Raw genomic sequence first — 20,396 nt, 5'->3', positions numbered from 1 at the left:
CGGAGCGACCGTTATCCTGAATAGGACAACGGTCAAAGGGATCTTTCGATTAAGGATTCATCTCATACGTATCCACCAAAGCAAGCAATTTGTCTTTGTAAATACGATTGAATCTTTCTTCATTTAACACAGGTTTGCGAAGTATCTTCAAACAGTATTCTTGTTGAGCTGACGTACTAGTCGGCTTGGAATACAACTGAGTGGCGAACTTTGAAAAATCCCGTACTAAAAAGTCGAAGATTTGATCAATGATGTCTTCATCTGTTTTTTCCAATTTTGCGCTTTCCAACACCAATTGCCCGTAAGCAACCAGAGTGAACATCTCTCCCACAGTGAGCATAAAACCGATATCAGTATTTTGTTCTTTCGTGGGAGCTGCTTTTTCCAATAGCTCTTTGAATATCGCAATCTGTTCTTTGAAGATCGAAATATTGGGAAGGTTATAGGAATTATAAGCAATGTTATAATCATGAAAGAAAATCTTATCAAATCCTTTGGTTGTTGCGCCCTGGTTGAACAGATAATTGTCATCCTTGACGTCATAAACTCTAGGAATCACAGGAAGGTTTGTTTCCGATTTGAAAAAATAATTTTGCATAAACCGCATAATGAGAACCATATTTACATGCACGGTTCCTTCCAATCTAGGAAGCATTTGAATATCACGAATCGCCATTTCGAAATAGGCGTCTTTATTCAGTCCTTTGGCAGCAATGATATCCCAAAGGCCAATCACCACTTCTTCGCCTTGCGTAGTCACCTTCATCTTTTCCATAGGATTGAATAACAGATAACGCTTGTCAGTAACAGACCCAGTTCTCATATAATCGGTTGCTCTTATTGAGAAAAGTTTCATTGCTATGAGACGTGTGTAAGAATCCATAAAGATCTGTTTGATATGCGGGAAGTCGGTTACATACTGATTAAAAAGTCTTCTGTGTGCAGCATGATTGAGAGCTTCGTAAAAGGAATGTGTGCAAATTCCGACAGAACCCCAACCAAGATTGAATTTGCAAAATGCAATCGTAGCAAGTGATGTATCCCATGCCGCTCTGCCTTTGGAAATAATGTCCGCTTCCGTAATCGGGTAATCATGCAATTCAAACTCAGCCACGTAGTTTTGAGATGTTACGATGTTTTGTTTGAGTTCATAATTTTTGTGCTGCGAATTCACTCCGAAGAATACGAATTCTCCCGTATCCTGCATTTTTCCAAATGTGGATACGATCGCAGCTTTGTTTCCGTTTCCGATATAAAACTTGTCACCGCTAGCTTTATAAGTTCCATCTCCATTGGGAATGAGCATCATGTCACTTCCGATCAGATCGGCGCCGTGTTCTTTTTCGGATAAGCCGAAAGCGAAAATTTCACCGTCTTCCAAAAGTTTGGCGGCTTTCTTTTTGATCTCTTCATTTTTGCTGATCCAAATGGGACCGAGTCCGAGCATGGAAACCTGCCAGGTATACCAATAACAAAGTCCGTAAAACCCGAGGATTTCATTGAAGGCCATGATCCGGTTGCAGTCCCAACGGGAATCACTTGCTCCGTATCCGCTAGGAGTCATAAGAATTGCAAATGCCTTTTCTCTTTTTACAAATTCCAAAAAGTCTGCATACCATACTTTGTCATGGTCGTCTTGCATAAGTTTTCGTTTTCCTTTTGTCTCGAAAAACTTTACAGTTTTCAACATAAGGTTTCTAGATTTTTCATCTAAGTGAGAAAATGTTTCAGTTCTGGGATTGAATAGATTCACAGGGTTTCCTTTTCCAAAAGATTCATGTATAAGAATCTATCAATACGATTTGGGAACGGATTGTAAAGGGGTTTTTCTCTTTCAAAGGAAAGAGCCGCCCCTCCCTTCCCAATGGGAATTATAATTAGAATTGTTAGTTATGCATAGCTCAGGTTTTATTTTCGAACGATTGATTCTTAAAGCGAGCAGGAGGGAGGGGTATAACCCTCCAGCAATCATAGTGCAATCGTATAAGCTTCGAATCCATCTCTTACCGATCCTCCCATAATGGCGCTAGCACCTTTGCAAGTAAGCGATCCCGAAATTGATTTTATAATCTTGCAGCGAGCCTTGTTCCCTGGTCGATCGCACGTTTTGCATCCAATTCCGCTGCCAAATCAGCTCCGCCTATCAAATGTACGTTGACTCCCGCTTTTTCCAATGAATCCAAAAGTTCACGATTGGGATCTTGACCAGCACATATCACGATAGTATCCGCTTCCACCTTTTGGTCTTTTCCTTTCACTTCGATTAGGATTCCTTCTTTATCGATTTCCTTATAAGTAACACCTGAGATCTGAGCAACCTTCCTGTCTTCCAAAGATGTTTTATGAATCCAACCTGTGGTTTTGCCGAGAGTGGAACCGAATTTATTATTGGAACGTTTCAACATGGTGACCTTTCGATTCGATTTCATCTCTTGTTTGACGGATAGTCCTCCGTTTTCACTGATAGAAGTGTTGATCCCCCATTCTTTCAGATAATTTTCTTTTGTAAAAGGATGGCCTCCATCGGTAAGATACAAACTCACATCATATCCGATTCCACCGGCTCCGATAACTGCTACGTTTTTTCCTGCGGGTTTTCCGTTCAAAACAAGGTCCACATAACTGAGTACATTCGCCTTTTCCATACCGGGAATCGAAGGAATACGGGGAACGACACCGGTTGCAAGAACCACTTCATCGTATTTCCCGGAAATCAATTCGTCTGCGGTTACTTTTTTTCCCAGATGTACCTTAACGCCTGTTCTCTGGATTTTGTTTCCGAAATAACGAATTGTTTCTTTGAATTCCTCTTTTCCGGGAATCCTTCTGGCGATATTCAACTGACCACCTAACTCCGAATGCGCATCAAAAAGGACCACTTCATGTCCTCTTTCTGCCAAAGTGGAAGCGCAAGACATTCCTCCGGGACCCGCTCCGACCACAGCGATCTTTTTCTTTTTCGTTGTCGGTTCGATGATCAGTTCCGTTTCATGGCAAGCTCTCGGATTAACTAGGCAGCTTGTGATTTTTCCTACAAAGATATGATCGAGACATGCTTGGTTACATGCGATGCAAGTATTGATTTCTTCCGGCTTGCCCGCTTCCGCTTTGTTAACAAAATCCGGATCGGCAAGAAACGGACGTGCCATGGAAATCATATCGGCATCGCCGCGCGCCAAAACTTCTTCCGCAACTTCAGGCGTATTGATTCTGTTAGATGTTACCAAAGGAATGCCCACATGACCTTTTACCTTCGCAGTCACCCATGTGAATGCGGCACGAGGAACCATCATTCCGATCGTAGGAATTCTCGCTTCATGCCAACCGATTCCCGTATTGATGATCGTAGTGCCCGCTTTTTCCACTTCCTTGGCAAGTTGAAGTACTTCTTCTATATTGCCGCCGTCTTCCACAAGATCAAGCATGGAAAGTCGGTAGATGATGATAAAATCTTTGCCGGCTTTTTTACGAACCGCTTTGATGATTTCCAAAGGGAAACGAATCCTATTTTCAAAACTTCCTCCCCAATCATCCGTTCGATTGTTGGTTCGCCTAGCAATGAATTGGTTGATCAGGTATCCTTCCGATCCCATCACTTCCACTCCGTCGTAACCTGCTTCCCGGGCAAGACTTGCGCAAGTTGCAAATTCATCGATGGTTTTCCAAATTTCCTCTTCGGTCAGAGGGTGCGGTCTGAATATGTTGATGGGAGCGCGAAGTGTAGAGGCTCCCACGATTTTGTCGTGATAACCGTATCTTCCCGTATGTAAAATCTGAAGGGCGATTTTTCCGCCTTCTCTATGAACAGCTTCCGTCACAGGTTTGTGGTGAAGGGCGACTTCCAAACTATCCAAGACGCTTCCGTCTTTTCCCACGCGACCGGCTTCACTGGGAGCGATGCCACCGGTTACAATGAGGCCGCAACCTCCTTTCGCCCGTTCGCCGTAAAATGCCGCCATCCTTTGATAGCCGTTTTCCGCTTCTTCGAGGCCGGTGTGCATGGAACCCATCAAGGTCCTGTTCTTAAGTATGGTGAATCCTAAATCGAGAGGTGCAAGTAGATGAGGAAAAGATTTCATTCCATCCAAACAAAGAAAATGACACAGTTTTGGCAAGAGAAAGGAAATTGGTAAATTGAAACCGAGTCTCAAAGAGAAGGAGAAATAAAAGACCACCGATTTTGGACTGGTGGTCCTATTTGATCCGATCTTTAGGAATTAGCTATTTCCAATCGTTTTTGATCCATTATCATCTTCCAAGCAATCAACACTCCCATAAGAGAACCGATTCCGCCGAATAAATAAGCAGATTCATATTGAAAGTAATTTACAATGAGCCCTACTGTAGGTGCGGAAATGCCAAGAGAAATATCGAAGAAAGCTGAATATGCCCCTATCGCCGAACCTCTATTTTGTGGTCCTACTCTTTTGACCGCCTCGATTCCAAATGCAGGGAATACGAAAGAGTAACCGATCCCTGTTAATCCTGATCCCACGAATGCAAGATACGGAGAAGAAGAATAACAAATCAATAACTGTCCGAATGCTTCGATGAATAAAGATATGAACGCTACTTGAGCGCCTCCGAAACGGTCAGGCAGACCCGAAAAAAATAGCCTAGTTCCTATATAACAACCACCAAATACGATCATAGCGATGGAACCATTTTCCCATCCGCGGCTCATAAAATACAAATTGATAAAACCGGCGATCGTTCCGAATCCCAAACCTGACAGAAACAAGCCAAGCCCCGGTCCGCAAACCTTGTAAACGACAGTCCAAAAAGAAACTTTTTTCCCTGCTATCGCGTAAACCGGGCGAAGTCTAAACGCAAATCCCAAAGCCAATAAAGGCAAAAATAAAATTCCGAAAGAAAGAACCTTGAATCCGTAAAATTCCAGTAAATTCATTCCGATAGGGGAACCCACACCGATTGCTCCGTACATTGCGATTCCACACCAAACCATCGCCTTACCAGAGTTTTTTGGATCAACAGAGCCGATTCCCCATGCCAATGCACCGGAAATCAATGCCCCTTGTCCAATACCTAAAAAAGAACTTCCTAAGATCATGATTGATAAGGCCAAAAATGCGGAATCTAAATAAAAACTACTAAGTAAGTAGAATATGCCTGAAAAGGAAGATACGACTAATCCTAGTAAGATAGCGTTTTTAGGGCCTTTTGTATCTAAAAAATTTCCTATATATGGCCGAAACAAAACAGCAAAGAGGGATTCGACGCCAATGACAACCCCTCCCCAAAAAGAATCTAATCCCAAAGTTTCCTTTACATGAACGGCAAGTATCGAAAGGGGAATTCCCAAAGAAAGTACACCGGTAAATACGATCAGAACCAAAGGTAAAAGAATTTGTAAATCGGTGGCTTTTTTATTTTGAAAAGTAACAATCATAGTATCCTCACTTTAGCTAACCCGCTCTTTACTTAACTCGAGTTAACCAATATAATTGGTTTTTATAGTTTGATTTTATTTTTCAAATTTCCTTTCCTTATAACTTGATTTTTCCGATCGACATTGCATCTAACAGAACAGAAGTGAACTTTGTATTCCTAACAATTTAACTAGAAAAATAGTGGAAAGTGTCGTTTTTCAATTCATTAAGTAGAAACGGAACGAGAGACGAATCATTCATTTTTCCGTTATAAGATTCAATTGAAGTTATTCTAATAACTCTTCAACTTTATCTCTATACTAACTATTTAATTAGACTTATAAATCGCAATTTGATTTTCTACTTATCTTTATAGATTTGACTTAATAAAAACAAACATAGGTTCATAATATGTCTTTTTATAATCAATTATAAGCCGGTTCTCGCTTTTTTTACCGACAATTCAAACTAACTCATGTTTATTTTTTGATTTGATATTTTCCGAGACTTTGTAATTAAAATAACCAAACCTCGGGAAAGTTTCCATAGAAGAAGTGGAAAAAGATCAATAAAGAATTGATTTTGAAAAAACAAAAACAAATCTAGATTCCGGATATGCCCTCTTACAAATCATTCTCATCCTTTCATCTATTATTTCCAAAAAGTTTTTTTATCTTCGGACTCTTATTATTCGTTCGCTGCACTACTGTCGGTTTTCATAGCGAAGCAAAAAGATCAGCCATCGACTTCGGTTCTTTCGCGGAAATTAAAATCTGCACCATTCTGGAAACAGGAGTTTCGGAAGAAGAAACAAATAAACTCTTTGATTATTGGAATGAGGAGTTGAATTTATATTCTATAAAAGTTGTTCCTATACCTTATCGGAAAATGGAGAGACCCGGGTTTACGGGAGGTGCCATCTTTTCCTATCTTTATACATTGGACCTCGAACCTCCATGTGATCGTATTCTATATCTAAAAGGAAGAACCTTGGGAGACTTAGTATACGAATTCTTCACATTAGGAATTTTTCTTGGGGTGGGTTTGAAATTGGAAATTCACGGAGCGGTCGATTCGAAAACCCATTCCAGGGGATATATCAAATCCAAATACATCTCCACCTTACAGATATTATTTACTAGTCCCGAATCGACATTGGTCCATGAAGGATACCACCTACTCGGATGCGGTCACCAATTGTTTATGGAAGAATGTTATATTCAGATTCAGAAAGTAAAAACTCTGGCAAGAGAAAAAGAAACGGAGCCGGGTTTTTTCCCGAGCATCACCCCCGAAGGAAAAAAATTCAAGAACAGAGAAGCGATCAATTCTGAAGAGTGATCGTTTCTATCTTTTATTCGCAAACCGGCACAATTAGTTTTCAGAATTTCAAACGAACAGGATTGAACAGGCCCGATGTCATCCTCATCATGGTAAAAAAAGAAGAATTTAAATGGAAAAACAAACTCTCGATTACATCCAGAATTTCGAAACCAATGATAAGTTAGGTGGTCTCTTCGGATCGAAGTGCATCTCTGTTTCAAAGGAAGAATGTTTCTACGAATATATTGCATCTCCCGATCATTTTAACCCGAACGGAATCCTCCATGGAGGAGCGCTTTATACGGTAATGGATTCCAGTCAGGGAGCTTTTATCCATTATATACTGGAAGACATATACAAATGCGGTGCGACAGGAACAGCAACCATACGTTATTTGGCACCGGTGTCGGAAGAAAAAATAAAAATCAGAACCTGGCTGAAAGAAAAAGACAAAAGGAAATATATAATATGTTCCGAAGCAATGAATGAATCGGAAACTATCGTCGCAACTTTGGAAGAGATTTGGATCGCCATTTTAAAATAAACGAATTGGCCGGGACTCTCGCAGTAGGATTGTTGCTAGTCATTTTCCAAAAAGCGAAACCCGATCGCTTGCATTTTTGTTCCCGTAAATCAGGATTGCCTAGAAGGTGAAATTTCATTGATAGAACCTCTATTATTAGCACTCACGAGCATTACCACAAAATTCAATCAGTCGGAACTCACCAAAGCCACTGGTTTTTTCTTCGAAAGGGAAAATCGCCTTTATCTCGTTACAGCAAGGCACGTGGTATTGGACAAGCAGACAAACCACGAACCTAATTTACTTCTCATCAACCTTCATATAGATCGCCAAAACATAACGATTACCACTGATTTCTCCATACCTCTTTATAAAAACGGCAAACCTGTTTGGAAAGAAGGATATGATTCGGGAGGAGCCGTCGACGTATGCGTAATTGAACTGGACAGAAAAGCCTTGGGAGAAACTACTTTCCTTCGCGCCTTTACCATCAACCACCTGATCAAACAACTGGATCAGATCGAAGTTGGTACTTCTGCCGTGATCGTCGGATTTCCATTGGGTTTTTACGACACTCTTCATAAGCTTCCCGTAGCGAGACAAGCGCTGATTTCTTCCTCCTTCGGAATTCGCTTCCAAGGTCATGGATATTTTTTAACCGACGCGCAAATGCACAGAGGTTCCAGCGGTGCGCCCGTTGTAGTAAAGACACATTCCGGGGTTTCCAAAAGAGGAGATTTTGATTGGAGCCTAATCGGAATACATACGTCCAGGATGGATGTGATCAATAGAGATATCATAGAAGACGAAAGGTTGAATCTGAACTGCGCCTGGTATGCGGATGTACTGATGAAGCTAACTGAATGATACAATTGCAAATTGCTCAATCTTTATGCTTTTTCCAGCTATGTAAAAACCATCGAATTCAAACCAACTACTCGTTTGAGTGACATCAATTTTAATTTTGTCAAAAAATTATATATTTTGCTTTCATAGGATGAATCTTTTTTTAGCTTCTATTTTATGATTCGAGGTCATAAGATTTTTAATAAGAGAAAAACATATTTATACATGATTGTTTTACCTGCGATTCTATTCTGCAAACCGTCCCTGGATGACCAATGCGATCCGTTTGGCGAAAAAAACAAATCTACTCTCTTACTAAGAACATTATTAGGAGACAATAGCATTTTCTGCGGAAAATCCTCTTCCACAGAAAATAGCAAAGTTCTCGTAGCTCCTACTACGTTCCAATGTCCATCGGATACAGTTCCTATCCTAAACGGAAATACTGTTGCAATGCAAGTAACAACTAACGGAACGGAACTTACCTATTCCATCAATTCCGATCTCCCTAGCGGGCTGACCTTAGATACAAAAACGGGAAACATTACCGGTTCTTACACCTCATATAGAGGCTTTTTAAAAAATTATACCATCACAGGTTCCAATTCGCTTGGAACCGCCTCCTGCACTTTCAATCCCAAGTTTATGGGAAAGCTCCCATTCAAAACAAATATAGTGAGTTGTTGGGATAGTTCCGGAGGAAGCGACCCTACTTGCACAGGCCCCGTAGGACAAGACGGCTCATTGCAGCTAGGCACTTCTAATAATTTTACCGGGCCGACTCTTGTCGGTGCCGATCCGATTACAACAGACAATGTAACAGGACTTATATGGACATCGTGCAGTATCGGTCAAACTGACATCAATTGTCTTACAGGTACTGCCGGCACATTTGGTTATACCGGTGCGCAGTCTGCATGCAGCAATTTAGATACATTAAACTCCGGGGCAGGATATGCCAACTTAAAAGGATGGAGGATTCCCGAGCGGGAAGAGTATTCATATACGATCAATCATAATACTACGAACCCTGCCATCTTTACTACCTACTTCCCCCAAACAGTCTCATTCAATTATAAAACAAACACCATTCCTCCTTCCAGTCCGACTATCGCCTGGTATCCCACTTTTATAGAAGGCACCTACGGTGCGGGTGCATTGACGGATGCTCACTACCTGCGATGTGTCACGAACGCAACTTTCGATACCGCAAAAAGATACTTAGACAATCAAAACGGAACTGTCACAGATTTGAATACGTCTCTTGTATGGCAAAAATGCACAGCCGGATTCACCAATGTTACAGATTGTACGGGAGGAAGTGCCGCAACTTCCGATTGGTTAAGTGCAATGAATACCTGCAATGCATTGAGTCTCGCGGGAAGAACCTGGAGACTTCCCAATAATAAGGAACTATTGACTCTCGCCGATTTGTATATTACACCCAGCCCTGCCGCCATCGACTCAGTTTATTTCCCAAATACAAGCAGTAGTTATTATTGGACTTCCTCCACTTTGCCAACTGGAACCGCACAAGCATGGTTTGTCGGTTTCGGAATCGGAGAAAATGGTTTTATAGCAAAATCAACCACTACAAACTATACCCGTTGCGTTTCTTCTTTTTAGAAAATAAAAGTCAACATACCTTAAGTTAGGCGCCCTCCCTGCGGGACCGGGCTACTTCGGGCTCCGCTAACGCTGCGGTCGTATGCGACCAAGCCCTACGTATCCCTGGTCGGGAGATCTAACGAAAATTCGGATACAATCGAAATTTGAGTGCAAAAAGGCGAACTTATTTGAAATAAATTTCCAAAAAGAAAGGATTGGATTGCAAAACCGCCAAATCCGTGCTAAAGCGGAGTCATTGGGTGGCTTTGTGGTTCACCCCACCCAATCAGGGCGGGGAGATCCGTCCTAAACCGAAAACCGAATCAATCCTTCAAAATTTCCCGGTTTTACAAACGACTGCCAAATTACTTTCGTTAGACTATTCATCTGGCAGAACGAGCCGTGAATTTGATTCATCGTTTTTACAAATCACTTCTCTTAAGCGCGCCCGCACTTGGTACAGTATCTTTCCTGAGATTTTCTCCCATGTTCTGCCTTGACAATCTGCCCTTAGATTCGACTTTTAACCAAGTTATCTAGTGCATACGCACTAGATTCCACAAATGAGACAAGGAAATCCATGAAAGTCCACGAATACCAGGCAAAAGAAATCTTACGTAGACATAATGCCAACGTTCCCTTCGGAAAAGTCATCGATAATGCCGCTGACTGGGAAAAAGCATACAATGAAGTAGTTCAAAAATCACCCGTAGTGGTGGTGAAAGCACAGATCCATGCCGGTGGGCGTGGAAAAGGTGGCGGTGTAAAAGTTACCAAAACCAAAGACGATGCGAAAGCAGCCGTAGACAAAATCTTAGGCATGCAGCTCATTACTCCTCAAACGGGTCCCGAAGGAAAAAAAGTCCTAAAGGTTTACCTGGAACAAGGGATCGACATCGCAAAAGAATATTATATCTCTATTCTTCTGGACAGAGCATTCCGCAAAACAATCATTATGGCATCCACCGAAGGTGGTATGGAGATTGAAGAAGTTGCGGAAACCCATCCTGAAAAAATCATCAAAATCCAAATCGATCCGGGTATCGGTGTCCAAGGTTCTCAAATCAGAGAGCTGGCATTTGCATTGGGAATTCCTGCTGAAGCTCAAAAATCTTTTACTAGTCTTGTAAATTCCATTTACAGCGCTTATATCAAAGAAGATGCAGCGCTACTTGAAATCAACCCACTCATCCTTACAAAAGGAAATGAAATCGTTGCAGGTGACTGCAAGATGGACTTGGACGAAAACGCTCTCTACAGACACACTGAAAACGAAGCTTACCGCGACGAAACGGAAGAAGATCCGTTCGAAGTAAAAGCAAAAGAATTCAATCTGAACTACGTAAAACTGGATGGAAACATCGGTTGTATGGTAAACGGTGCGGGTCTTGCCATGGCGACTATGGACATAGTCAAACTTGCGGGAGCAGAACCGGCTAACTTCCTGGATGTCGGAGGCGGAGCGAACCCTGTAACAGTAGAAAACGGTTTCCGTCTGATCCTATCCGATCCGAACGTAAAAGGTATTTTCGTAAATATCTTCGGTGGAATCGTTCGTTGCGATCGAGTAGCAAACGGTGTGATCGAAGCTGCAAAAAAAGTAAACATCCATGTTCCCGTTGTAGTTCGGTTGAAAGGAACCAACGCGGAAGAAGGTAAAAAGATCCTGAACGAATCAGGACTCAATATCGTAGGAGTGGAAGGACTCCGTGATGCGGCCGACAAGATCGTTTCGCTCATAAGGAAGTAGGGAGAAGATATGACTGTTTTAGTAGATGCTAATACAAAAGTGGTAGTCCAAGGGATTACCGGTAAAGAAGGAACTTTCCACGCAACACAGATGTTAGATTATGGCACTAAGGTTGTGGCGGGAGTGACTCCGGGAAAAGGTGGTCAAACTTGGACTTCCGAAACCGGCAAGTCCGTTCCTGTACGTAACACAATCAAAGACGCGATGAAAGAAGACGGAGCCAATGCTGCGATCATCTTTGTTCCGCCTCCGTTTGCAGCTGATGCGATTTTGGAAGGCATTTTTGCCGAGATCCCTCTTGTGGTATGTATCACGGAAGGAATTCCAACCCACGATATGCTTAAAGTTTATAGCGTTCTTCGTAACTCTAAAACCAAACTGGTCGGACCGAACTGTCCCGGTGTGATCAATCCGTTTCACAAAGTAAAAATGGGGATCATGCCCGGCTTTATCCACAACCCGGGTAAAATCGGAATCGTTTCCCGTTCCGGAACTTTGACCTACGAATCCGTAGCAGCACTCACTGCGGCAGGACTCGGTCAGTCTACTTGTATCGGAATCGGGGGAGACCCGGTTCCCGGAATGAATCACGTAGAAGCGGTTCGCCTTTTGAACGAAGATCCTGACACTGAGGGAATTGTAATGATCGGTGAAATCGGCGGAACTTCGGAAGAGGAAGCTGCCGCTTACATCAAAGCCCATGTGAAAAAACCGGTTGTGGGATTCATCGCAGGTCAAACTGCTCCGCCCGGCAAAAGAATGGGGCACGCAGGTGCGATCATTTCCGGGGGAATGGGAACAGCTACTTCCAAGATCGCCGCAATGAAAGACGCTGGTGTGAGCATTTGCGCGCATATCGGGGAAGTCGGTGAAAAAATGAAGGCCGCTTTAGGAAAATAAAGAGCGATTTTTTAAGGGAGAGAGTCAAACTAGTATATATGGAACGTCGTTCAGCAATTTCAGTTCTCTTTTTGACTCTCTCATCCTTGGCTTTGCTCGCAGCAGAGTCGGATAAAAATTTCGAACTCAACTTAAAAGATGCGGTTCGTTATGCGATAGATAACAACCGTGATGTGATGCGGGCCAGACTGGAGCTTGCAAAATCGGATACGGAGTATTTGAAGAATGAAGGTAAGTATTCCTGGAGAGCATTGGCAGGAACCGACATTCAACAAAACAGATTTCCTTATAACCAAAACAATTTGTTCACAGGAACAAAAACCCAAACTAATAACTATTCTGCGGGGATTGACAAACTTTTTACAACAGGGACTTATTTCAAATTAGAAGCAAAACAAACCAGATTTGACTCGAACGCATTCGAAGATCCTTTAAAGACTCCTGCAGGATTCGGAGCTTTGGGAATCCCTCCTCTATTTACGGATTCGATCAACGTAACCATTTCCCAAGATTTGCTGAAAAACGCATTCGGTTACAAAGAAAGAAACGTGGAGACGATGCTCGAAAACCAATCTTTGATCTTAAAAGATCAGCTGGAAGAACAAGTTTCCCAAAAGGTAATCAATGCACTCGTGGATTATTGGAATTATAATGTAAAAGATTCGAGTTACCAGACATTCGAACAACTTTTAAAAAATACCAAAACAGTGAGAGACCTCACTATCCGCAAACAAGGATTAGGTCTTTCCGAATCTTTCGAAGTCAACCAATGGAATGCACTTCTCGCACAAGTGGAAGGACAGATGGCTCAGGCGGAAGCGGAAAGAGAAGAGGCAAAAAGAAAATTGATCCGATCTCTCAATCTTCCGGAAACTACAGTGTTTTCCAAAACAACTCCTCTTTCGGAAGAACTTCCTCAAAATATAAATTACGAAGCCGATATCAATTATGCTTATTTGCATAGAGCGGATTTCAAAAGTATCGCCCGCAAAAAAGAAAATGCGGAACTAGCACTTAAAAATGCCAAAAACGATGCTTTACCTACCTTGAAAGCTGCAGGCACTTACGGATACCAAGCTCAGAATTTACAAGGCGGGGCGACCAATTACACGGAAGGGAAAAACGGTGTATTCACAGGTTCATATCCTGTGATGCAAGGTTCCATTGATATGAGTTACCCGATCGGAGACACTGGTGTCAAAGCCGGTTTACGGGATGCGGAAATTCAAAAAAGACAAGTTGGCTTGGAAGAAGAAGACCTCACAAAGTCCGTAGCTGATGACGTAAGAACTAGAATTGATATCTTAAAAGCTTCCTATAAAGTGATGGAGAATGCCAAAAAGACGGAAGAAGAAGCTAAAAAATATTATGCAGGTGTTCTTCGGTCTTTCCAACAAGGAAGATTCAATGCGCTTACTGTTAAAAATTCATTGGATACATTGGTTCAGGACCAACTAGCACTCGTTCGTGCAAAAGTGGATTTCAATATCAATCTACACCGCTATTATGTTTCAAAAAATGCGTTATTTGAAGAATACGGAGTGGATCGTTCAAAACTGCTTCCGGAAGGATTTCAAAAATAAAAGAAACGGGGGAGCTATTCATTGTGATTAGATCCCGTGTTTTTCTCGCTTTAGGAATCTTTTCCTTACTTACCTTTCTTCTCATTTATTCATTTGTAGATTTTCGTGAAAAGGAAGACAAAGCCTATGCTTACTTTTCCGAAAAACAATATGAGGAAGTGATCAACCTCTACAAGGAAGATTCTACAGTTGATTCGGAAGGAGTTCTCGCCCTACTCTCCGAATCCATCTCCCGTTTGGAAAGAAAGGCTAACGATTCGAAAGAAAGAGAGACCGCTTTAAATTTTTTAAAAAGAATTCCCAAGATCAAAACCATTGAATGGGAAACAAATCTTGGAATTTACAACCATATCGAAGATCCTTATTTTCCTTTATTGAAAAAACACGGAACCCATTACAAAAGAGCGCTTATTACCAAAATCTCTTCTTTTTCAAAGATGATTCCCAAAGACAAATCAACCTATTATCTTCTTCTATTGATTTTAGAAGACCCGAGAGGACTGGAACAAACCTACAGCGAAGCGCTTGCAAATGTTCTCGGCTACCCTCTGGATTCGATCGGAGAAATAGAAACCGGGTTTCTTTTGCAAACACTTCATTTACTCAGTGCCGCTCCTACTTCATTATTTTTTGAAAATTATTTCTCAATAAACGGAAAGAATGTAAACCTGCGAAGCGGTCCCGGAAAAGAAAACAAAGAAGTGGGTAAAGTAAGTAGCCCAGAAACAACTTTCTGTTTTGAAAGGGACAATACGGAAGAAACTTTGGCGGGCAAAACAGGACATTGGGTTCAATGTTATTTTCCGGGTTTAGGAAGATCTGCCTGGCTATTTTCAGGCTTTTTAGCAAAAGTAGAACTTAACCAAAGTTACATGGATGAATTTCAGAAAAGATTCAAATCAATCGAAAACGAAACTAGAATCGATTTCGAAGGTTGGACTGGTGAAAAAATTCCTGCCGGTTTTTACGGAAAATATATTCCCAGACAAAGAGAAGTGGATTCCGGAAAACCTGGCTTTGCGCTCTTCGGATCTAAAACGGAAAAATGGGAACTGATTTGCAGAAAAATAGAAGGCGAAAAAAATTATTTTGAGTTTTCTTACAAGCCGACTGATTCCCAAACAAACATCCCTCTATTTGAAATCAGGCTGGTGTCTTCCGGGATAAGTCAACCAGCGTATTCTATTCATACGGACAAAGAATCAATTTCGATTGGTAAAAATAGATATATCCTGGACGATAGAAACAGAAGAGAGAATTTGTCATTGCATATTGAATCCCGAAAGGGAGACAAACTTTTGGCAAGTCTTCGGAACAGAAATACCGTTCTGCTTCCAAAGATAGGTTCCTTCCCGATGGATGAATCTTCCCTAAAACAGGGAAATAGTTCTTGGGAAGTATGTCTTCCCCAGGCGGTTTCTCCCAATCGGGAAAAAGCCATACTATTCGAAATTAGAACCGGTGTTCATTAATTATCAGGAGCAAAATGGCAACATACGATTACAATTGCAAAACTTGCGGACAACAATTCGAATATGTGCAATCGATGAAGGATGATCCGATCACAAAATGCATATTATGCGGTGCAGAGACTGCGGAAAGAATGATTACAAGCACAGGCGGAATTATTTTTAAAGGAACAGGATTCTACGTTACGGATTACAAAAAGGATTCTTCCAAAAGGCCAGCGGAAAGCCCAGGACAGGTTCAGGCAGCCCCGAGCACTGAGACCGCTCCCAAATCGGAAGCCGCCGTTTCCAATCCAACGAACGCTACCGAAACAAAGCCAGCCTCAAACAACTAACTGGCGCTCAATGGGAAAATTAGCCATCATCGCAGGAGGCGGGGAATTGCCGCACGTAGGTATGTCGGAAGCGATCGCTGCGGGGGAAGACGTAATCTTTCTCGGACTAAAGGAATCCGATTTTTCACCCAGAGGCTACGAATCCAGAACCATACCGGTCCATATAACCCAAGTAGGAAAAATTCTAAAAACGATTGAAAAACAAAATGTAGATAGGGTTCTTATGCTTGGAAAAGTTCGCAAAGACCTTTTGTTCCAAGGATTAAAATTCGACCTGAAAGCACTTTCCATCCTGGCAAAAACCATAAACAGGAATGACTACCCTATTTTTTTAGCAATCGCGGATGAATTCAAAAGGATGGGGGTCACTGTCATTTCTCAGAAAAAATATCTAAAATCTCTCCTTTTAAAAGAAGGAAGGTACACACCCAAAAAATTCAGTTCTTCCGACATCAAAGATATAGAATTCGGAATGATGTATGCCGAAAAAATGGCGGACCTGGACATCGGGCAACTCGTCGTTGTTTGCGATGAATCTGTCATTGCAGTGGAAGCAGTCGAAGGTACGGACGTTACCATCAGACGAGGCGGCGAATACACCAAAAAGAAAGGTTCGGCAGTCGTCTGCAAATCCGCAAAATCCAAACAAGACGAAAGATTCGACCTTCCTACCGTCGGGGTTCATACTCTTCAGATTATGAAAGAAAGCGGATGCAAAACGCTTTGTATCCGAGAGGGGGAAACATTGGTAGTAGATCCCGAGGAAGTTGTAGACTATGCTACAAAATCCAAGTTAAACTTTGTAGTGTACGGACCCTCAAAAACAAAAGGTATCAATGGTAGCCAAAAAAAAATCAAGCCACTCTAGATCTAAGTCATCAGACTCTTCCATTCTCATCCTAACGGGAGAGCATTCTGGAGATTTACTAGGTGGAGATTTACTAGGTGAACTAAAATCCATGAAGCCGGATTTTTCCTATTATGGAATCGGAGGCGATTCCATGAAAGCTCACGGATTTGAATCTTTGGAAGATATAGAAGCTTTGAGCGTAATCGGATTTTCGGAAGCAATCAAAAAGTATAGTTTTTTAAAAAGAGTTCTATTTCAAATTGTAGAAGAGGCAAAATACAGGAACACAAAACTCGCCGTCCTGATAGACTATCCAGGATTTAACCTACGCTTGGCGAGGGAATTAAAAAAAATAGGCATCCCTTCCATATTCTATGTGTCCCCTCAAATTTGGGCATGGAAATTCAAACGCATTTTTTTTATCAAAGAACATATTGCACTGATGCTGACGTTGTTTCGTTTTGAAGAGTCCATATACAAAGAATACGGAGTCAACGCAAAGTTTGTCGGCCATCCGATCGTAAGAAGGATCCCGGAAAAATTAAAGAAAGAAAGCCCTTTGCCTGGCGGACTTCCGCATACGGACGAAGGATTTGTAATCGGCCTGTTACCGGGTTCCCGAACGGGAGAGATCACAAAATTACTCGATCCTATTTTGGGAACAGCAGTTCTATTGCACAGACATGTAACTTCTCAAGGCAAAAAAATAGTATTCCTACTTCCCAATATCAATTCTAAACAGGAAAATTTCATCAAACAGAAATTAGATGAAATTAAAACCAAAGAACCTTCCATTGAAATTCATTACGTTTGGGACGGTTCCCTAAAGGTAATGAACGCAAGCGACTTATTATTGATCGCATCGGGTACGGCCACATTAGAGGGTTTGTATTTCGAAAAGCCTATGATTATTTTGTATAAGGTGAGTTTATTTACCTATTTTATCGGTTCATTGCTTATGAAGTCCAAATTCATAGGACTTGCCAATATACTTTCCGGCCAAGAAGTATGCAGGGAACTTACGCAAAACGAATGTAAGCCTAAGTATATTTTTGAAGAAGCGAAAAGAATCTTGGATCACAGCGAATTCAGAAACAAAATGATTCGTTTATTAAAAGAAACGAAAGAAAGGGAATTGGGAGCGAGTAACGGAGGAAAACTAGCAGCCAAAGAGATTTCCCATTTTATAGATTCACTAGGCACCGAAGAATCTTAAAAAGCCGGGCAGACATTGCAAAAGTAGATTCTATTATTTTAATATCAAAGACGGATCAAACGAACAACCCGATCGTCCCAGGTTCCAATCCAAGTTTTGTCTTTGATTTCGGAATACAAAAAATAGCCGATCGCATTCTCTCTATCCTCCGGACGCAATCGAACCCCCAAAGAGTCCATTTCCAAAATCAATTTCACTTCTCCGAAACTTGCAGTCTTTGCCTCTTTATCTATATCAATGACAACAATGTTGCCATCTCCTTCCAATTGCCACTTACCTGAAAAATCAGGTAGTGAGGAAAGATCGGGAGGTGTGTCTGCAACTCTGGATTTTTCGGAACAATTTTGGAAACCAATGAGAAGGATAAAAAAGATCAATAAAGAATATTTGGATGAAAATGCAGATAGATATATTCTGTTCATTTGATCACACACCTTGTATCGTCTTCTGTAAAAGACCAGTTTCCTCTATTTTCTCCCATCAGCCCGTAAAATGAATACTGAAAAAATCCGGATTTATTTTGTCCGTATCCTTTTAAGTCAGTCGAAGTGGAAATCACAGAAAGATTTCGAATGTAATCAGATTCGAAATAATGATCCAAATTGAATTCGATCGTATAGGATTCTTTATAGAGTGAATCAGGCAAATTCATTTTAAACCAAAGCTCTTCTCCTTCCCAAATCGCATTTTCCAATTTCAAATAATAATTGATCCGACCGTCTTTGGAAAGAGTATAATAATCGCTTCCCTGGCTTGCAAAAGAATAGTCCATTGAAACTAGGCGCGGTTTAAGTAGAAGCCCGCAGACTTTCATCCAAGATTCACTCCAAGGGTAACGATCCAATAACAATCCAAAACTGAAGTTAGGTGTTTTTGTAGCAAAATAGGAACTGATGTTTAACTTCGATGCTGATTTCTCAAGCCCAAAAACAAAATTAAGTCTACCGTCTTTAATGACAAAACTTCCTTTTGCTTCTCCCTGATCTGCGGCACCGTCGTAAGGATAAAAAGAGGAAATCTTCAGACCTAAATCCAAATTCATGGATTCCAAAAAGTATTTATAAATCTTTTTCTGATAAAAATACTCTTCGGGAATCAACTTCTCCTGTCTCTCTTTGATCTCTTCGTTTGTTTCTTTTTTCCAAGACTGAAATAACTCGGATAGATTATTTGCAACAAGATCCTGAATCTGCAAATTTCCTTTTGATTTCGAATAAAGCGGGTAATAAAAAGAACCGTCCGTTTTTTTCTGCCGTGTCCAATCCAGTTGTGATAAAAGTTCGAGACCGGCCGGTTTACCGAAAATTTCGCCTTTTGCCTGTAAGTTCAGGTTGTTATCTTCAGTCAGTCTTAAATTCAAGCTTGCATTCCTTATCAAAAGCAAAGGAGAATTCCAACTTAAAGAATCGCCTGCAACTTCTCCCGCTACCTTGAACCATTTATTTTTTTCCCCGGTTTCCTTTATCTCCAAGTTGCCCCTCAATTTGCCGGAAAGGGGCACTTTATCTCCGGTCTGAGAGTCTTGCAATAGTTCGGCGAGAGGTTCCAATTCCGCTACATCAAACAGGATATTTTTTTGTAAAAGAATTTCCTTTCCGGGAGTTACTATGTCTTCCACTTTAATCTGAAAATCATAAGAGCTATACTCGCGGGTCTCTTTGTTTTCCTGAAACAAAAACTTTTCATTAAAACGAAGGCCTTTGACCAAATAGGAATTGATCCATGGCAGATAAAAATTCGTATTTTCGTATTCAACATCCCCTTTAATCATATAACTTCCGTCAGATGTTTTTTCGGTGACTGCTTCTCCCGACAAGACGGAGGATTGCAGGTTCGTGCCAAACAGGTAATTTACAAGTAAGGGAGCTTCTTCCGAAGGATAGTTTTTCCAGAAAAATTCAAATTTATATTCATTGAATTTTCCTTCCGCAAAATACCCTTCTCCTTTAACGCGCGTTGCATTAGGAACCCAGAACCAGCCGTTATCATAACTTACAAAAATTTTGTCGTTTTTTCTCCGAAAGGAAATATCCCAACCTTCCCTCCAATTGAGGATAGTGGAGTTTCCTTTTTTATAATTGATTCTGGTATCATGAAAGATCACTTCTTTGATCTTTGTATTTTGAAAGTATTCTATAAGCTTTTTTTCCAGCTCCTCATCATTTTCCAAAACCAGATTCGGACTGAAAAAATCAATCCGTTCCACATAAGGGTTATTAGTAAAATAAGAAGACAATCGAAAGGTAACTTTTTTGACTTTTAAAAGATGTGCATTGAATGAGAAGTCTTCTTCTCTCGAGATCACAAGATCTTCCAGAATAAGACCTTCTCTGAGGGAAAAGTCGACAACACCCAAATCGACAGCTTTCCCGATTTCCTTATTGATTGTTTCCGTCACGATGGCTCTTACCGAAACCAAAGGGATACGTTTCGTTTTGAGAAAATACTCAAAGCCGATATAGATCAGGGAAAGTAAAAAGAACACTCCTCCCAATGCCAGAAAGGAATATATGGTTTTTTGATGCTTTCGAAGGATAGATAGGAAGATGGAGAAATAAGCCCTTAAATCTTCGTCAGATAGAAGGGCGATTGGAAACTTCAAG

General features: G+C 41.1%; 15 protein-coding genes and 1 pseudogene. 11 read left to right on the top strand and 5 right to left on the bottom strand.

The window, feature by feature from the left end:
- Window positions 1-49: 49 nt before the first annotated feature.
- From EHS11_RS13395 to EHS11_RS13385, 3 genes are all read right to left on the bottom strand, one after another.
- Entirely contained in the window at window positions 50-1,753 is a 1,704-nt protein-coding gene (locus EHS11_RS13395; RefSeq protein ID WP_167884444.1) for an acyl-CoA dehydrogenase family protein, read from the bottom strand.
- Window positions 1,754-2,063: 310 nt separating this feature from the next.
- The gene (locus tag EHS11_RS13390) at window positions 2,064-4,079 is read right to left on the bottom strand and encodes an NADPH-dependent 2,4-dienoyl-CoA reductase (protein ID WP_135764918.1); all 2,016 of its coding nucleotides are present in this window, start codon (window positions 4,077-4,079) and stop codon (window positions 2,064-2,066) included.
- 131 nt (window positions 4,080-4,210) lie between these two features.
- Window positions 4,211-5,410 (bottom strand): MFS transporter, encoded by a 1,200-nt coding sequence (locus EHS11_RS13385; RefSeq protein ID WP_135764917.1) that lies wholly within the window; start codon window positions 5,408-5,410, stop codon window positions 4,211-4,213.
- 595 nt (window positions 5,411-6,005) lie between these two features.
- Between EHS11_RS13385 and EHS11_RS13380 the strand changes: the two genes are divergently transcribed.
- The 11 genes and pseudogenes from EHS11_RS13380 to lpxB all read left to right on the top strand — a co-directional run bounded on the left by EHS11_RS13380 (window position 6,006) and on the right by lpxB (window position 17,793).
- The gene (locus EHS11_RS13380) at window positions 6,006-6,731 is read left to right on the top strand and encodes a hypothetical protein (protein ID WP_246047883.1); all 726 of its coding nucleotides are present in this window, start codon (window positions 6,006-6,008) and stop codon (window positions 6,729-6,731) included.
- 112 nt (window positions 6,732-6,843) lie between these two features.
- Complete coding sequence (locus tag EHS11_RS13375; RefSeq protein ID WP_135764916.1) at window positions 6,844-7,257, top strand: PaaI family thioesterase; 414 nt, start codon at window positions 6,844-6,846, stop codon at window positions 7,255-7,257.
- Window positions 7,258-7,374: 117 nt separating this feature from the next.
- Complete coding sequence (locus tag EHS11_RS13370) at window positions 7,375-8,103, top strand: S1 family peptidase (protein ID WP_135764915.1); 729 nt, start codon at window positions 7,375-7,377, stop codon at window positions 8,101-8,103.
- A 204-nt stretch (window positions 8,104-8,307) separates the two neighbouring features.
- Entirely contained in the window at window positions 8,308-9,708 is a 1,401-nt protein-coding gene (locus tag EHS11_RS13365) for an Lcl C-terminal domain-containing protein (protein WP_167884443.1), read from the top strand.
- Window positions 9,709-10,270: 562 nt separating this feature from the next.
- Window positions 10,271-11,440 carry an ADP-forming succinate--CoA ligase subunit beta gene (sucC, locus tag EHS11_RS13360; RefSeq protein ID WP_135764913.1) on the top strand — a complete coding sequence of 390 codons (1,170 nt, stop codon included), beginning with the start codon at window positions 10,271-10,273 and terminating at the stop codon, window positions 11,438-11,440.
- Window positions 11,441-11,449: 9 nt separating this feature from the next.
- Window positions 11,450-12,340 (top strand): succinate--CoA ligase subunit alpha, encoded by an 891-nt coding sequence (gene sucD, locus EHS11_RS13355; RefSeq protein ID WP_135764912.1) that lies wholly within the window; start codon window positions 11,450-11,452, stop codon window positions 12,338-12,340.
- A 38-nt stretch (window positions 12,341-12,378) separates the two neighbouring features.
- Window positions 12,379-13,923 (top strand): TolC family protein, encoded by a 1,545-nt coding sequence (locus EHS11_RS13350; protein ID WP_135764911.1) that lies wholly within the window; start codon window positions 12,379-12,381, stop codon window positions 13,921-13,923.
- A gap of 23 nt (window positions 13,924-13,946) precedes the next feature.
- Entirely contained in the window at window positions 13,947-15,395 is a 1,449-nt protein-coding gene (locus tag EHS11_RS13345) for an SH3 domain-containing protein (protein ID WP_135764910.1), read from the top strand.
- Window positions 15,396-15,409: 14 nt separating this feature from the next.
- A pseudogene (locus EHS11_RS20205) lies at window positions 15,410-15,601 on the top strand (FmdB family zinc ribbon protein); the annotation flags it as partial.
- Window positions 15,602-15,737: 136 nt separating this feature from the next.
- A complete protein-coding gene (locus EHS11_RS13335; protein WP_135764908.1) occupies window positions 15,738-16,595 on the top strand; it encodes an LpxI family protein in 858 nt (285 codons plus the stop codon).
- Window positions 16,564-17,793 carry a lipid-A-disaccharide synthase gene (gene lpxB / locus EHS11_RS13330; RefSeq protein WP_135764907.1) on the top strand — a complete coding sequence of 410 codons (1,230 nt, stop codon included), beginning with the start codon at window positions 16,564-16,566 and terminating at the stop codon, window positions 17,791-17,793. Before EHS11_RS13335 ends, lpxB begins: the two co-directional genes overlap by 32 nt.
- A gap of 44 nt (window positions 17,794-17,837) precedes the next feature.
- Here the strand turns inward: lpxB and EHS11_RS13325 are convergent, their stop codons facing one another.
- Together EHS11_RS13325 and EHS11_RS13320 are read right to left on the bottom strand one after the other, a co-directional pair.
- Entirely contained in the window at window positions 17,838-18,215 is a 378-nt protein-coding gene (locus tag EHS11_RS13325; protein ID WP_135764906.1) for a hypothetical protein, read from the bottom strand.
- Window positions 18,212-20,395 carry an LIC_12586 family protein gene (locus EHS11_RS13320; RefSeq protein ID WP_246047882.1) on the bottom strand — a complete coding sequence of 728 codons (2,184 nt, stop codon included), beginning with the start codon at window positions 20,393-20,395 and terminating at the stop codon, window positions 18,212-18,214. The genes EHS11_RS13325 and EHS11_RS13320 overlap by 4 nt, the downstream gene beginning before the upstream one ends.
- Between the last annotated feature and the right edge of the window lies 1 nt (window position 20,396).

The sequence above is a fragment of the Leptospira ilyithenensis genome (genome assembly GCF_004771005.1).
Taxonomy (GTDB): Bacteria; Spirochaetota; Leptospiria; order Leptospirales; family Leptospiraceae; genus Leptospira_A; species Leptospira_A ilyithenensis.
This window is presented reverse-complemented; position numbering and strand designations above follow the sequence as displayed.